The sequence below is a fragment of the Erythrobacter sp. JB1-7 genome (assembly GCF_057365015.1).
Genome location: NZ_CP200291.1, coordinates 2,360,252 through 2,373,781 on the forward strand (window position 1 = coordinate 2,360,252; position 13,530 = coordinate 2,373,781).

11 protein-coding genes and 1 pseudogene are annotated in these 13,530 nt (G+C 58.2%); 4 read left to right on the forward strand and 8 right to left on the reverse strand.

Annotated features, from left to right (window positions below):
- The first annotated feature begins 109 nt into the window (after positions 1 to 109).
- On the forward strand, positions 110 to 643 hold the full coding sequence (locus AC0V6W_RS11560) for a J domain-containing protein (RefSeq protein ID WP_486150148.1): 534 nt from the start codon (positions 110 to 112) through the stop codon (positions 641 to 643).
- Between the two features lie 43 nt (positions 644 to 686).
- Here the strand turns inward: AC0V6W_RS11560 and AC0V6W_RS11565 are convergent, their stop codons facing one another.
- Positions 687 to 1,529, reverse strand: coding sequence for an SDR family NAD(P)-dependent oxidoreductase (locus AC0V6W_RS11565; RefSeq protein ID WP_486150150.1), 843 nt, complete (start codon positions 1,527 to 1,529; stop codon positions 687 to 689).
- A 55-nt stretch (positions 1,530 to 1,584) separates the two neighbouring features.
- The gene (locus tag AC0V6W_RS11570) at positions 1,585 to 2,928 is read right to left on the reverse strand and encodes a cystathionine gamma-synthase family protein (RefSeq protein WP_486150152.1); all 1,344 of its coding nucleotides are present in this window, start codon (positions 2,926 to 2,928) and stop codon (positions 1,585 to 1,587) included.
- A 469-nt stretch (positions 2,929 to 3,397) separates the two neighbouring features.
- On the opposite strand from AC0V6W_RS11570, the gene AC0V6W_RS11575 reads away from it, so the two are divergent.
- A complete protein-coding gene (locus AC0V6W_RS11575; RefSeq protein WP_486150154.1) occupies positions 3,398 to 4,141 on the forward strand; it encodes a DNA/RNA non-specific endonuclease in 744 nt (247 codons plus the stop codon).
- A gap of 4 nt (positions 4,142 to 4,145) precedes the next feature.
- Here the strand turns inward: AC0V6W_RS11575 and AC0V6W_RS11580 are convergent, their stop codons facing one another.
- Complete coding sequence (locus AC0V6W_RS11580) at positions 4,146 to 5,723, reverse strand: SLC13 family permease (RefSeq protein ID WP_486150156.1); 1,578 nt, start codon at positions 5,721 to 5,723, stop codon at positions 4,146 to 4,148.
- Between the two features lie 117 nt (positions 5,724 to 5,840).
- Here AC0V6W_RS11580 and AC0V6W_RS11585 point away from each other — a divergent pair, with 117 nt between their 5' ends.
- Positions 5,841 to 6,314 carry a hypothetical protein gene (locus AC0V6W_RS11585; RefSeq protein ID WP_486150158.1) on the forward strand — a complete coding sequence of 158 codons (474 nt, stop codon included), beginning with the start codon at positions 5,841 to 5,843 and terminating at the stop codon, positions 6,312 to 6,314.
- Positions 6,315 to 6,370: 56 nt separating this feature from the next.
- On the opposite strand, the gene AC0V6W_RS11590 is transcribed toward AC0V6W_RS11585, so the two are convergent.
- The 4 genes and pseudogenes from AC0V6W_RS11590 to pdeM all read right to left on the reverse strand — a co-directional run bounded on the left by AC0V6W_RS11590 (position 6,371) and on the right by pdeM (position 10,639).
- A complete protein-coding gene (locus AC0V6W_RS11590; RefSeq protein WP_486150160.1) occupies positions 6,371 to 7,570 on the reverse strand; it encodes a DUF547 domain-containing protein in 1,200 nt (399 codons plus the stop codon).
- A 58-nt stretch (positions 7,571 to 7,628) separates the two neighbouring features.
- Positions 7,629 to 8,792, reverse strand: a complete 1,164-nt coding sequence (locus tag AC0V6W_RS11595) for a DUF547 domain-containing protein (protein WP_486150162.1) — start codon at positions 8,790 to 8,792, stop codon at positions 7,629 to 7,631.
- Between the two features lie 546 nt (positions 8,793 to 9,338).
- Positions 9,339 to 9,857 carry a translation initiation factor IF-3 gene (infC, locus tag AC0V6W_RS11600; protein ID WP_486150164.1) on the reverse strand — a complete coding sequence of 173 codons (519 nt, stop codon included), beginning with the start codon at positions 9,855 to 9,857 and terminating at the stop codon, positions 9,339 to 9,341.
- A gap of 99 nt (positions 9,858 to 9,956) precedes the next feature.
- Positions 9,957 to 10,639: pseudogene (gene pdeM / locus AC0V6W_RS11605) on the reverse strand (ligase-associated DNA damage response endonuclease PdeM).
- A gap of 98 nt (positions 10,640 to 10,737) precedes the next feature.
- On the opposite strand from pdeM, the gene hemF reads away from it, so the two are divergent.
- The gene (hemF, locus tag AC0V6W_RS11610) at positions 10,738 to 11,592 is read left to right on the forward strand and encodes an oxygen-dependent coproporphyrinogen oxidase (RefSeq protein ID WP_486150166.1); all 855 of its coding nucleotides are present in this window, start codon (positions 10,738 to 10,740) and stop codon (positions 11,590 to 11,592) included.
- On the opposite strand, the gene AC0V6W_RS11615 is transcribed toward hemF, so the two are convergent.
- Entirely contained in the window at positions 11,528 to 13,429 is a 1,902-nt protein-coding gene (locus AC0V6W_RS11615; protein WP_486150168.1) for an ATP-binding protein, read from the reverse strand. The genes hemF and AC0V6W_RS11615 overlap by 65 nt on opposite strands.
- Between the last annotated feature and the right edge of the window lie 101 nt (positions 13,430 to 13,530).

A 13,530-nucleotide genomic window follows, 5' to 3' on the forward strand; every position in this document is an offset into this window, starting at 1 on the left:
GCGTGCGGGCCTGGATGCATCTCGCCTTTTCATCTGTGGTCAGGGTGGTTAGATTGGCGCTTGTGACCCATTCCATTCTTTCTTTCATTCCCCGTATTCAGGTTCCCGCATGAGCGCGGCACGTCGTTCCAACGATTGGGGCTTTCCGCGCTGGCGTTCCTACGATTCGTCGCGCGAAACGGTCGCGCAGCGTGAATGCGACCGGCATGGCTGCGATGAACCGGGGCTTTGTCCTGCGCCCAAATCGCCCAACAACCCGGACAAATGGTATTTCTGTCAAAAACATGCGGCGGAATACAACTCAAAGTGGGACTATTTCGAAGGTCTCGAAAAGGCCGAGAAAGAGCAGCGCGCCAAAGCGGAACGCGCCGAAAGCGCAGCCTATGCGGAAAGCTCGCATTATGGCTGGGCGACATCGGGCGATGGATCGCGCACCGCTGATGAGATGCGCGCGCTCGAAGTGCTGGAATTGGAAGCGGATGCTGAGTTTGAAGCCATCAAGAAAGCCTATCGCCAAAAAGCAAAACTGGTGCACCCTGACGTAAAACCGGGGGATGAGGAAGCTGCCAAGGAGTTCCAGAAACTCCAGGTCAGTTACGAAGTATTGCGTTCCGCCGAAGAGCGCCGGGTGTGGAAGGGGTGATCCCTTACAATCGCACGGCCTGAGTAGGAAAGCGGTTTAAGCGCTAATCTGCTTTCGGTCCTGCAAATCCGCGTTTGTTTGAGCTTGAATTGATCGCCGGGGCGGGATTGTCATTCCACCATGCAACATCGCTCCACGGGCGCGCATCAACCTCGTGGGTCCAGCAATTGCGCGGCTGCTGCGCCAGATGCCAATAGGTCTCTGCCAGATCAGCCGGGTCAAGCACGCCGTCTGCGCCCTTTGCCTGTCTGAATGCATCCCATTTATCACCCAGCAGTTTGCCCAATGTGTCGGGAGCATCGACCGCGCCATCGACCACCACATGCGCGACATGCACGCCTTGCGGGCCGAATTCTGCGTTTAAGGTCTGGCACAGCATCCGCCGCCCGCCCATGGCCGCTGCGTGGCTGTGCTGGCCCGCATTGCCGCGCATCGCCGATGTGGCAGAGGTCACCAGCAGCGTCCCATGCCGTCCGGTCTTGGCGCGCTCCACCATCGCTGGCAGCATCGAATGGGCAAGGCGGAACAGACCAAAGCAGCCCAGCCGCCACCCCAGCTCAAAGGTGCGGTGCGGGGTATCGTGCAGATCGCGGTTTCCGATCTGCGCGCCCAGATTGTAGAGCGCGGTGTCGATGGGGCCGATGTCGCGCTCGACCCGTTCCACCAGCTCTTCAATCGAGCCGTCTTCAGCCGCATTGAGCAGTGTGCCTGTCGCAGTGCCGCCCGCTTCCTCTATGTGGTCAATCAACCGGCCAAGGCTCGCCTCATCTGATCGGCGTGCGAGCACTGCGTGATATCCGCCCGCGGCAAACCGTATGGCGGTGTTCCCGCCGATCCCTGCGCCAGCCCCGATTACCAGACACACTGGCTTTCGCGTATCACCCATTGCTTACTCTCCCTCCCTTGCGGCTTAGCGCGGGTGAGGGGAGTAGGAAAGCGCCTCAAACGTGTTCGAGAGCTTGCTCGAAGTCTGCGATCAGATCGTCTGCATCCTCAATCCCCACGCTGATGCGCACCAGGCTGTCGGTTATGCCAAGCGCGGCTTTGCGTTCATCGGGCACTGACAGATGCGTCATGGATGCCGGGTGGCTCGCCAGTGTCTCTGTCCCGCCAAGGCTGACGGCAAGCTTTGCGATTTGCAGGTTGTCGAGGAAAGCGAAGCATTCCGCTTCGCCGCCTTTCAGGAACACGCTGAACGTGCTGCCTGCGCCTTTGCAATGCCGATCATAGATGTCGCGTTGGCGGGCATCTGTGATATCGCCGAGATAGCCAAGGCTGGTGACTTTGGGATGGTCTTTCAGAAACGCGCAAACCTTGGCGGCATTCTCGCCTGCGCGCTGCATGCGCAGTTCCACCGTCTCCAATGACCGCAGCAGCATCCAGGCGGTGTTCGGATCAACAATCCCGCCCATCGTGTTGCGCAGCGCGCGCACCGGGTCCATCCAGCTTTTCGCGCCCGCAATGCTGCCTGCCACAAGGTCCGAATGCCCGCCCACATACTTGGTGAGCGAATAGGCGACGATGTCCGCCCCGTGATCCAGCGGGCGCTGCCACAAGGGGCCAAGGAACGTGTTGTCAATCGCAATGGGGCAGGGCCATTTGAGGTTCGCATCGCGCGCTGCTTTCACAGCTTCGATATCGACCAGCGCGTTGGTGGGGTTTGCCGGGCTTTCCAGGTAGATCATCGCCACTTTGCCGCCATTCGCGTTTGCTTGGCGTTTGGCGCGGCTCAGCACCTCGTCCAGCTCTTCCCTGCTCGCGCCAGCGGGGAAGTCGACATAGGTCACTCCGAACTTCGACAGCACTTTGGCGACGAAGCCTTCGGATGCGGCATAGAGCGGGCCGGAATGCACGATCACATCGCCTTGGCTCACATAGGCCAGCATCAGCACGCAGATCGCGGTCATGCCGGATGAGAACGTCAGCGCATCCTCTGCCCCGTCCCAGATGGCAAGCCGGTCTTCCAGGATCTCCTGATTGGGTCCATTGAAGCGCGAATAGACCAGCCCTTCTGCTCCGCCTTCGCGTTTTCCGGTGATCCCTTCAAAGTGGCGTTTGCCGTCAGCCGCGCTCGGGAAGGCGAACGTGGAAGTGAGGAAGATGGGTGCTTTCAGTGATCCTTCGGACAGCACCGGGTCAAACCCGTGTCCCATCATCAGCGTCGAGGGCTTGAGCGGCCGGCCTGCGATGGAGGTGCGTTCTGGCTTGGGCTTGCGGCGCGGGGTGGGGGCACCGGGCGCTGCGTTCTGATCAACAGGTGTGTTGGTGGGGGGCGTATCGGTCATGGGCGGGAGCCTTCCTGCGTATTTGGACGCTCCCAGGAAGGCAGGAGCGGATTGGAGAGGGTAGGGGCGCCCGCCTCTAACCTTCCGCAGAGGCGCTTCTCCCTTTGCCTGTTAGGCCCTGCGATAGCCAGAACTGGTTTCACATGCAACCGCTTCGCGTCAGCTCGGTTCATCGCAGCTGAGGCACACATGGACCGCATGTTACACGGTCTTAGCGTAAAAAAGATCCGCCCGATATTTCGCCAGGTGCGCGGCAAGTGAGAGAAGGGGGCGGGATGGTTCATGCGCCCTTTATACCGCGCGGGAGCCATGTAGGACAGCGCTGCGGTTCCGGGGGAACAGGCGAGCATCGGCAGGCGCGCCTCTTCAGAAAAAAGCAGCTCGAAGCCGCACCCAGGTTGTGCTTTGATTAGGCCGATGGGCGCGCATGGGGCCAAAGAGCCTGAGACCAAGCGAAAGGGAGAGGCTTATGTCCATAAACGATCCGTTCCAGATGCAGCGCGAGCTGCGTTACGGCGCCCCGGTATGCGATCAGATTTTGACCGGGCGGCATTTCACCATCGGATATTCCTGGTATTTCCGGCAGGCCAAATGGACGCTGGAGATCATCAACCGCGAACGCGAGCTGGTGAACAATCTATCGGGCGTGGTGCGCAAAAACGCGTTCCGCGCAGACACGCGCATTCCCAAGCGGTTTCGCGCTGGGCTGAAAGCTTATGTCGGCAGCGGCTATGATCGCGGGCATTTGGTGGCGAGTGCCAATCAGGATTTGCAGGAAATCCAGAACTCCGAAACATTCCTGATGTCCAATATGAGCCCTCAAAAGCCGCAATTTAACCAAGGCATCTGGCGCGATCTGGAAGATGAAATCCGCAATCTGGATAAGCGGCCCAGCACTGCAGAAACTTATGTGCTGACTTGCCCGGTGTTCTATTTCGGCGAAAAGGTGGAGCGCATCGGCAAGACCCAAGAAGATTTCGGCATCAGCGTGCCGGTGCCTCATGCCTTCATCAAAAGCGTGCTGGTCGAAAACAAGCGCGGGCGATTCCGGCTGTGGACTTTTGAGATACCAAACAAGAAACAGACCGCTGATCTGGAGACGTTTCTCGTTAAAACCTATGATGCAGAACAGATTGTCGGCGGGCAGTTCTGGGACCGGATAGCGGGCGGCGATCTGCATGCGTATAAACGCAAAGCAGGGTCCATGTGGTGATCGCTTAAACCAGCGATCCCACCGCCCAAACCACGCCGACAATCAGGAAAATCCCGATTGCATCGAGCAGCAGCCCGGCGCTCATCAGTTTGCGGATCGTCAGCCGGCCTGTGCCCCATGCAATCGCGTTGGGGCCGGTTCCAGCAGGCAGAATGAAACCCCAGCTTGCCGCCAATGCTGCGGGCATCGCGACCAGAATGGCCTGTTCGCCCAGCCCAAGCCCTGCGGCTAGGCTGGCCACCACCGGGATGATCGCGCTGGCCGTGGCGACATTGCTGGCAAATTCCGTCACCAGAACTACCATGGCAACAATTGCGAGCGTCATCAGGATCAGCGGCACAGCCTCTAGTGGTAGCAGCGCATCGCCCAGCCACTGCGCCAGCCCGCTCGCCTGCATGCCTGCAGCCAGCGCCAGCCCGCCGCCAAACATCAGGATAACGCCCCAAGGCGCGCGGTTGGCCTCTTTCCATTCGAGCAGACGGCGCGCCTTTCCATCCTCGCCCGCGCCATCCTCGCGCACGCCATCGGGCAGAACGAACAGCGCAAGAGCCGCGATCACCGCAATGGTGCCATCGGTCCAGCTGCCCTCTGGCAAAAAGGGCGCGACCCAGCGGCGGCTCATCCACAGCGCAAAGGTAACCGCGATGATGATCGCCACGCGATTCTGCGGGCGCGACCATGGCGCGTTGTCCTCGATGGCATGGCGCGCGGCGGCAACATCAAAAGGGTGCGCGGTGACATTCTGAACGCGAGCGATGATCGCAGCGGCGAGCGGCACGCCCAAAAGCACAATCGGCAGGCCAAACATCATCCAGGTGGCAAAGCTGATTTCCAGCCCGATCATGTCATCCAGCAATTGCACCGCAATGCCATTGGTGGGTGATCCGACAATCGTGCCAAGCCCTCCAATGCTGGCGGCAAAGGCAATCCCCATGGGCAGCGCGCCGGAAAGGCCTTGGGTTTGCGGCTCGCTTGCGCTCGCGCCATGGCCACCCGCTCCCTCCACCCTTCCACCCGGATCGTAACCCGGTGTGATAATCCGGGTGGAAGGGTGGAGGGAGCGGGTGGCTACGGCCCCCTTAGACAACGCCGTCCCCTCAGACAACGCCGCTCCCCCAGAGAGCACCGCCAGTGCCATCGGCATCATAATCAGCGCGGTCGATGTGTTGGATATCAGCATCGACAAAACCGCCGCGCTCACCATAAAGGCGAGCAGCAGGCGCGCTTGTCCGCCGTCTGATCCAATCGCTTTCAATATCGCAAGGCTCAACCGGCGGTGCAGCCCGGTGCGCTCAATCGCCAGCGCGATAAACGCGCCGCCCAGCAGCAGGAACAGGATGGGCGCGTAATAGGCGCTCGCGGTCGCTTTGGCATCCATTACTGAACTGAGCGGCAACACCGCAAATGGAAGCAGCGCGGTCGCCGCCAAGGGCACCGCTTCGGTCATCCACCACACCGCCATCCACAGGACAAGGCCAGCGACCAGCCAGCCGCCCGGTTCCATGCCAGCAGGCGGCGCGGTCAAAGCGGTGATCGCAAACAGGGCAGGGCCCAAAAGCAGGCCGATGCGGCTGGCTGTCATGTGCGTTTAACCTCCCCCTTAAATCCGCGCGCGCGGATTGGTCAGGCATCCTGCCAGCTTGCATGACAAGCGCAAGGCCTCTTGCCCCAATTGCGGCGAGTGATTAGCGCTTGGGGTATGGGATGGCAGTACCATTTGATCGAAGGTGTGAAAGCGGTGTTCGCAGGCGCGGCGATTGGCATGGCTTTGCCGACGCTGTTTGTGATCGCTCTCGTCTGGGACGAAGGCGACGTCACGCAGGGCGAAACGGTTCTTTTGACGTTGATGCCATTTGGCGTGGGCGTTGTTGCTGCAGGGATTGGCCTGATCGTCGTCGGCTTTCCGATCACAGCATGGCTGGCGCGCCGCAATCAGGAAAGCTGGCGCGCTTATTTCACTGGCGGACTAATCGGCGGTTCGGTCCCCGTATTTCTGATCACGCTGGTGTTGATCGGGGCGGGTGGATCGCTGGCAGGCGGGTTTATTGGCGCGCTGTTTGTAAGCGCTTTTGGAGCGGTCACAGGCGGCGCTGTCGGTCATTTCTGGTGGGTCTTCGCACGCAAGAAAGCCGCGCTCAACAACACCGATGGCTTGACCGAAATGTTCGAATAAACCTTGCCGGAACGCGCCGCCGCCACTGGTGGGGGCAGCGCGTTCTGGCTTAGGCTTTATTGCACCTCAGGCGGCGCTTCGCCTTCGGGATAAGCGCCATCGCCATAGATGACCGTGCCTGTACGGATACCGCGGCGATAGGCCTTGTTCAGTTTTTGCGCGCGTTCGAACATCAATTGCTGCGCTGCCCGGTTGGCCACCGGCTCATCCGCGCATGCGGTTACCGGCGACATCCACGCATTGGGCGTGTCATCACCCACGCCGCGCCCGGTTGTGCACACAAATGTCAGCCCCGGATCGCGGTGGCCATTGATCATATCGGCAATGGTGCCTTCATAGCGATTGTATTTGATACGGTCTTTCTTGGCGATGAGAGCTTTCACATCATCACGCGCGAATTTGGACAGATGCGCTTTCAAATCCGCGTCCTGCGGAAAAAAGAACGGCTTTGCCTCATCATAAATACGGCTGATCCGCAATGCCCCGCCAAACGATTCCACTCCGCGTAGCGAGTTCACAAATTCCTCGGCATTGAGCGACAAAAGGACATCGACATTGCTGCCTGTAAAAGCGAGCCGCTGGATCGATGGCCCGCCAATTTCACCGCGCCAGAAACCGTAAATCACTTTGGGATCAGACCAGTTGGGATAGACGATCCGCTGGCGAATATCGCTCAGGCTTAAAGCGACACCGCGCACTGTGATGAATTTCGCCTCGTCCAATGGCGCACCGCCAATTGTGATTGCATAAGGTTGGCGCACGGGCCATCCTTTCGCGATTTGTTCGACCATGGCAACATTGTGCAGGTTCAGCCAGAACGCGAGCTGTTCGTTGCGCGGCAAAGTGGTGATATCGAGAGTGTCAGCAACGCGCTGCAAGTCTTCGCGATATTCGGTAAAGCTCGCAATAATCTCGGCACTCATAAACGAAAAGCCGACCATCGACCCATCCAGCCGGTAGATCGAATTGTGCGCCATGCGTATCCGAGTGGCGAGCGGGCCGGTGATTTCAAACGGTTTGCGCCGCATTGGCGGACCCATTGACATGACGAAATTCGAAAGCGCCTCGGTCCAGATGGAATAGTCTATCCGGTGGCGGATACGGTCACCCTTGGGCGCGAATTGGGTGAGGGAACTGTCAAAACTGGCGTCAACGTAATCTGCTTGAGCGATATCGGTAGAACTCGCTGAAAGCGGAACACCGGTCGCCGCCAACAAAGTAGCAGCGCTCAAAGACAAGAAATGACGATTGCTCATAGGCGTATACGTAGAGCCATCACCGCGCTCGTAAAGTCAAAATGCTACCAATGGCGATCTATTCAATCTCGCCTTTATCTTCTGGATCCCCCGGCAATGCGATATTGCTGAAAGTGACCGTTCCGGTTCGCCCTTCGCGGATGATTTTCTGGAATTTCTGTTCGCGCTGGGCGAGCAGACGCGCCATGCTCTGGGGTATGCGCGCGCTGACCGAACTGCCGCCAGACGTGATGTTCTGATAGGTCGGCTCGCGCACGCCGCCGGCCAGATCGGCGATGTCATATTCTGAAATGCGCGCCTCAGTGCTGGTGGTTTTTGCCAGCAATTCGCTCACTTCGGTATTCGCATATTGCGCGATATGGGCGCGCACATCTGCTTCGAAATTGGGAAAGAAGAAGGGGGCGGCCTCTTCATAGATTTTCGACACATCAAGGCGGCTGCCTGATTTTTGCGTGCCGCGCAGCGAGTTCACAAAATCGCGCGCGCCGCGTTCTAGCAGCCGGCCGACATTGCTGGCGTCAAATGCCTCTTTCTGGATCGAAGGCCCGCCAATTTCGCCTCGCCAAAATCCATAGATAACCAGCGGATCGTTCCAGTTCTGATAGACGATCTTCTCGCGAATATCGCGCGGGGAAAGCCTGATGCCTTCGACTGTGATAAACTTTGCCTCATCCAAAGGCACGCCATCGACTTTCAATTCGCGGGGCTGGCGCAGGGGCCAGTTTTGCGAAATTTTCTCAACCAGCGCGACATTGTGCAGGTTAATCCAATAGCTCAATTGCTCATTGCGGCTCAGCGCCTGAATGTCGATCTGGCTGGCGGTTGCTTCCAGATCGCGGCGATATTCTGAAAAACTGTCGCGGATGGCATCATCGAAAAAGCTGAACATGACCCGCGTGCCCTCGAGCCTGTAGCGCGAGACATGGCCATATTGGCGGCGCGAGCCAAAACTGGGATCAGGCCGGCCGGCACCTTGGCGCAGGGAAGGGCCCATTGAGATGACAAGGTTCTGCATCGCCTCGGTCCAGATTGAATAATCGATCCGGTCATTGTTCGGGTTATCGCCGGGCACAAAGGTCGCATATTGCGGATCTACCGAGGCGCTGCGGGCGTGTGCTGCCTGAACGGCAAAAGCGGCAGCGCAAGTGCTAATCGCAAGAATGGCGGCAAAGCGCGCAGATCCTGAACGCGGGCGGCGAGGGAGAGGCCTTAACAAGGGCATTCTGGTAGTCCTTCCGTGGGTAACAGACCGGCCCTTCTTGCGAGACCGTTTAGCCGATGCGCGGTATGGATGCGAAGCCAATCCGCAGCTTAAAGTTTAAGGCGCGCCGCACAAAGGGGGAAGGCGGCGCGCTGGGCCTTTGCAGCGCGAAGTGCACAGCAGTTGGCCCTAATACTGTGGTACATGAAATAATGTAACGCGCGATGACGGTAATCGGTTTCGGTGTGTTATTTGTCGAATACAGTGCTTGTTGGGTGCGCCCTTGGCATCCGCCAAGGGCTTGGCCGGACCGCGCCTGAGTCTTTGTTTGGTGCGGATTGCACATCCGTGCAATCCTTGGCCGGACCACCCCACCTCCCCGCCCGTCCACCAAGGGTTCCATAGGATATGGTGGACGGGCGGGGAGGTGGGGTGGTCCGGCGTGAGCGTTAGCGAGCCCAAACAAGAACGCGCGAAGCGAACACAAACAAAAACGCGCGTTATCAAGCAAACAAAAACGGGCGCTCTTTCGAACGCCCGTTTTAACGCTGCAGCGTTTGGCCGCACCTATTTCGGAGCCAGCACCATCAGCATTTGGCGACCTTCCAGCCGCGGGAATGCTTCGACTTTGGCCGTTTCTTCGACATCGGCCTGCACGCGTTTGAGCAGGTCCATGCCCAAATGCTGGTGCGCCATTTCGCGCCCGCGAAAGCGCAATGTCACTTTCACCTTGTCGCCATTGTCGATGAACTTGTTCACATTGCGCATCTTCACGTCATAATCATGCGTGTCGATATTGGGGCGCATTTTAACTTCTTTGATGTCCTGCGTCTTTTGGGTTTTGCGCGCGGCATTGGCCTTTTTCTGAGCCTCATACCGATATTTGCCAACATCGAGGAATTTGCACACGGGGGGGTCCGCATTGGGCGAGACCTCGACCAGGTTAAGACCTTTCTCATTGGCCTGTTCTGCCGCTTCGCGCGTGAACATCACACCCAGATTTTCGCCTTCGTCATCAATGACGCGGACTTTGGGCACTTGAATGAAATTGTCATAGCGAGGGCCGCTTTTAGTTGGCGGGGCCATCTGACGCCGAGGTGGACGGGCTATTGTGTTCTCCTGTTGTAGCCTTGATTCTTACGCGCTCCATGTAGGGGTTTTGAGCTCGAAACGCTAGGCAGAGTCTTAAGCTGCCTCGCGATAAAGCGGGAATGTGACCAATTTGCCCTTTGCGGGGAGCACCGCATCAATCGCGCTTGCGGGACTTAGCGCCTTCAAAATCTCCGGCGCGCCTGCATCCATTCCGCCTGTGTATGCGCCAAAGGCCGGCGCGATCATGCGATCGCCTGCTTCCATGGATCGGCTGATCACGCCGCAGGGACGCGCGATATGGCGGTTCCTTACACGCACGCGCATCTTGGGATGATAATGCCCGGAAAGCTCCGCGCGGGTTTCGCCCGGCTTTGCCTCGTGCCGCAAGATCACGCCGCCGACTTCCAGCTCGCCCGTAATCGCAGCGCCGAATGCCCGCGCCATGTTTTCATCGTGATTGCCCGTGATCCAAACCCAATCGAGCGCGCGGGTCAAACTCTCCAGCATTCCGGCGGCATAGGGATCGAGCCTGTGCGTGCCTGCGTCATCGTGAAAATTATCCCCCAGAGTGATAACCCGCCGCGCGCCCGTCGCTTTCACAGCATCGGCAATCCGCTCCAAAGTTTCGCGGCTGTCATAGGGGGAAGCATTTGCCCCTGCTGCGCATACCAGCTGCCCTTTTCCAGATGCAGATCGGCGACCAGCACTGCGCATTCCGCCGGCCAATACAGCGCATTCGATTTGAGCAGCACCATTTCATGGCCTGCAAACTCCATCGCAGCGCCAGTATCAGGCATGATGTGAAGGGGTGAACGAAACAAGAACCATGCGATGTCTCTTGCCGGGAGAGGAGCGCTTTGGCAAGAGCGCGGATATGGACTGGACATCGAACACACAGCAAGCGCGCACCTGGTTTGAAACCTTGCGCGATATGATCTGCGCAGAATTTGAAAGCATTGAGCGCGAGGCGGGCTCTGATGCGAGCTTTGAATACACCCCATGGAACCGCGAGGAAGAGGGCAATGATGATCCCGGCGGCGGCGTTCAGGGCTTGATGAAAGGCAAAGTGTTTGAAAAAGTCGGCGTGAATGTATCCACCGTGCGCGGCAGCTTTTCTGAACAATTTGCGGCTCAGGTGAACGGCGCAAGCGCTGAACATCCAGAGTTTACTGCGACCGGCATCAGCCTGGTTGCGCATATGGCCAACCCCCATGCGCCTGCCGTGCATATGAACATGCGCTTTCTTACCACGCAGGCGGCTTGGTTTGGCGGCGGGGCAGACCTTAATCCGCCCATTCCTTACGAGGAAGACACCGAGGCGTTTCACGCGAAGTTCAAGGCGACGTGCGATGCGCATGGCGGCGATTATTATGAGCGATACAAGAAATGGGCGGAAGATTATTTCTATATCCCGCATCGCAATGTGCACCGGGGCGTTGGCGGGATTTTCTACGACCATCTGGAATGCGCTGATGAGGCCGCGTTTGAGGCGAACCTCGCGTTTACCCAAGATGTGGGCAAGACATTCCTCGACATATTCCCCGCGCTTGTGCGCAAACGCATGAAGTCTGATTTCACCGCTGAGGAGGAAACCCAGCAGCTCGAATATCGCGGGCGCTATGCCGAGTTTAACCTCGTCTATGACCGAGGCACGATCTTTGGCCTCAAAACCGGCGGCAATGTTGACGCGATCCTGATGAGCCTGCCGCCGCGCGCTGTTTGGACGTAGTTTGGCTGCCGCTTGCGGCTTCTATTTCGCAGGGCAAGGGAGCGTCTGTTAAAGTTTTAAACCCGCGCAGATGTTTGTGCATCACATCGCGCAGCCGCGCCAGTTCCAGCGGCTTTGCCACATGTTCCTGCATCCCGCTTTCCAGGCACGCTTCGACATCGTCGTTGAACGCATTGGCAGTGAGAGCGACGATGGGAAGATCTTCGGGGGCAAAGCCAGCTTCGCGGATTGCGCGGGTCGCCTCCAGCCCATCCATGCGCGGCATCTGCAAATCCATTAGAACCATGGAATAGGGTTTAACCTCATCGCGGGCATCGATAACAGCTTTCACCGCTTCTTCGCCGTTTTCCGCAATTTCAAATGTGAGGCCGAGACGGCGCCCCATTTCGCAAATCAGTTCCTGATTGATATCGAAATCTTCGGCCAGCAATATCCTGCAGCTGCACCCCGCACAGGGATTGGCGGCGATCTCAGCTGCTGGTGGTCCCTTTATCTGAGGCGCTGGCGCAAGCACAAGCGGCAGGGAAAGTGTAAAGCTTGATCCTTCACCTTGCACGCTTGCAACCACCAGATCACCGCCCATCAATTCGCACAATTGGCGGCTGATGGGCAGGCCCAGACCCGTTCCGCCGCGCTGTGAATGCATGCGCTGATTGTCCTGACAAAACGGATCAAAGATCGACACCAGCATATTCGAAGCAATTCCAATCCCGGTATCACTTACGGTGAAGATGATGTGGCTTTTGCTGCGCGTCAGTTTGAGCGATACTGCGCCCTGATCGGTAAAGCGCACAGCATTGGACAACAGATTGCCAAGGATCTGGCGCAGCCTAAGCCCGTCCAATTGCACATAGCGCGGCACATCCGAGGCAATCTCACAGGTCAGATCAACGCCTTTTTCCTGCGCAATGGGCTGCGACAGGCGCGCGGCTTTGGCTGCCAGATGCGCGATATCGCAATTGTCCGCGCGCAATTCCAGCTTGCCTTCCTCGACCTTGGTCAAATCGAGAATGTCATTGAGCAGGGTTTGCAGCGCTTTGCCGGAATCCAGGATCAGATCGACATGCCGCTGCTGTTCCGCATCAAGCGCGCTTGTGGACAGCAATTCTGCAAAACCCAGCACGCCGTTCATCGGAGTGCGGATTTCATGGCTCATTTTTGCAAGGAAAGAGCTGCGCGCATTGGCGGATGCGTTGGCATTGTTGCGGGCCTCGCGCAGTTCGGCCTGCATCTTTTCTTCTTCGGTGCGGTCGCAAAACACACCAAACAAAGCGCTGGCTTTGCCATTTTCGTCAAATTCAACCAGCGAAGTGCTTTGCGTATGGGCCACTTCGCCGTCGGCGCGCAGCAAGCGCGCTCTAAAACTGAACGGTTCGCCGGTTTGCCGGGATGTTTCAATGGCTTCATTGACGATTTTGCGATCCCCTTCGTGATAGAAATTGATCGCATCCTCAAGGGCGGGCGGCTCATCGGGCTCAAGCCCGTGGATCGCGAAACACCCATCTGACCAATACACTTTATTGTTGCTCAGATCGACACGCCAATGGCCCACCTTGGCCGTGGTTTCGGTGAGTTTTAGCAGCCGGTTTGTTTCTTTCAGCCCGCGCATCTGGGCAGCGAGAGTGAGAGATTCGGCCTTGGCGCGGCGGCGCGCCGTTGCATCGCGCAGCAGAAATGCAAACGCCAATGCAGTGATCATCGCGACGCTGGCGATTTGCAAGGCGGCACCTGTCAGCAGCCCGGAACACAGCAAGATGATGCCGCACACTGCCGCGACTATTGTCGCTGCTGATGCAGCATGCACTTTGCCTGAAGAGAGCGCCGTTTCGTGTCCCATGTGCCTTAGAACGGCACGTTGGGCCCAATGTTTCAGCCACAGCGCTACTACCTAAATATCCATTTCCCTTTTTGAACGGCGCTCCAAGCAATTGAAACGAG

Coding starts and splice junctions, on each gene's coding strand:
- AC0V6W_RS11560 (WP_486150148.1), top strand. CDS start 110: ATGAGCGCGGCACGTCGTTCCAACGATTGGGGCTTTCCGCGCTGGCGT.
- AC0V6W_RS11565 (WP_486150150.1), bottom strand. CDS start 1,529: ATGGGTGATACGCGAAAGCCAGTGTGTCTGGTAATCGGGGCTGGCGCA.
- AC0V6W_RS11570 (WP_486150152.1), bottom strand. CDS start 2,928: ATGACCGATACGCCCCCCACCAACACACCTGTTGATCAGAACGCAGCG.
- AC0V6W_RS11575 (WP_486150154.1), top strand. CDS start 3,398: ATGTCCATAAACGATCCGTTCCAGATGCAGCGCGAGCTGCGTTACGGC.
- AC0V6W_RS11580 (WP_486150156.1), bottom strand. CDS start 5,723: ATGACAGCCAGCCGCATCGGCCTGCTTTTGGGCCCTGCCCTGTTTGCG.
- AC0V6W_RS11585 (WP_486150158.1), top strand. CDS start 5,841: ATGGGATGGCAGTACCATTTGATCGAAGGTGTGAAAGCGGTGTTCGCA.
- AC0V6W_RS11590 (WP_486150160.1), bottom strand. CDS start 7,570: ATGAGCAATCGTCATTTCTTGTCTTTGAGCGCTGCTACTTTGTTGGCG.
- AC0V6W_RS11595 (WP_486150162.1), bottom strand. CDS start 8,792: ATGCCCTTGTTAAGGCCTCTCCCTCGCCGCCCGCGTTCAGGATCTGCG.
- infC (WP_486150164.1), bottom strand. CDS start 9,857: ATGGCCCCGCCAACTAAAAGCGGCCCTCGCTATGACAATTTCATTCAA.
- hemF (WP_486150166.1), top strand. CDS start 10,738: ATGGACTGGACATCGAACACACAGCAAGCGCGCACCTGGTTTGAAACC.
- AC0V6W_RS11615 (WP_486150168.1), bottom strand. CDS start 13,429: ATGGGACACGAAACGGCGCTCTCTTCAGGCAAAGTGCATGCTGCATCA.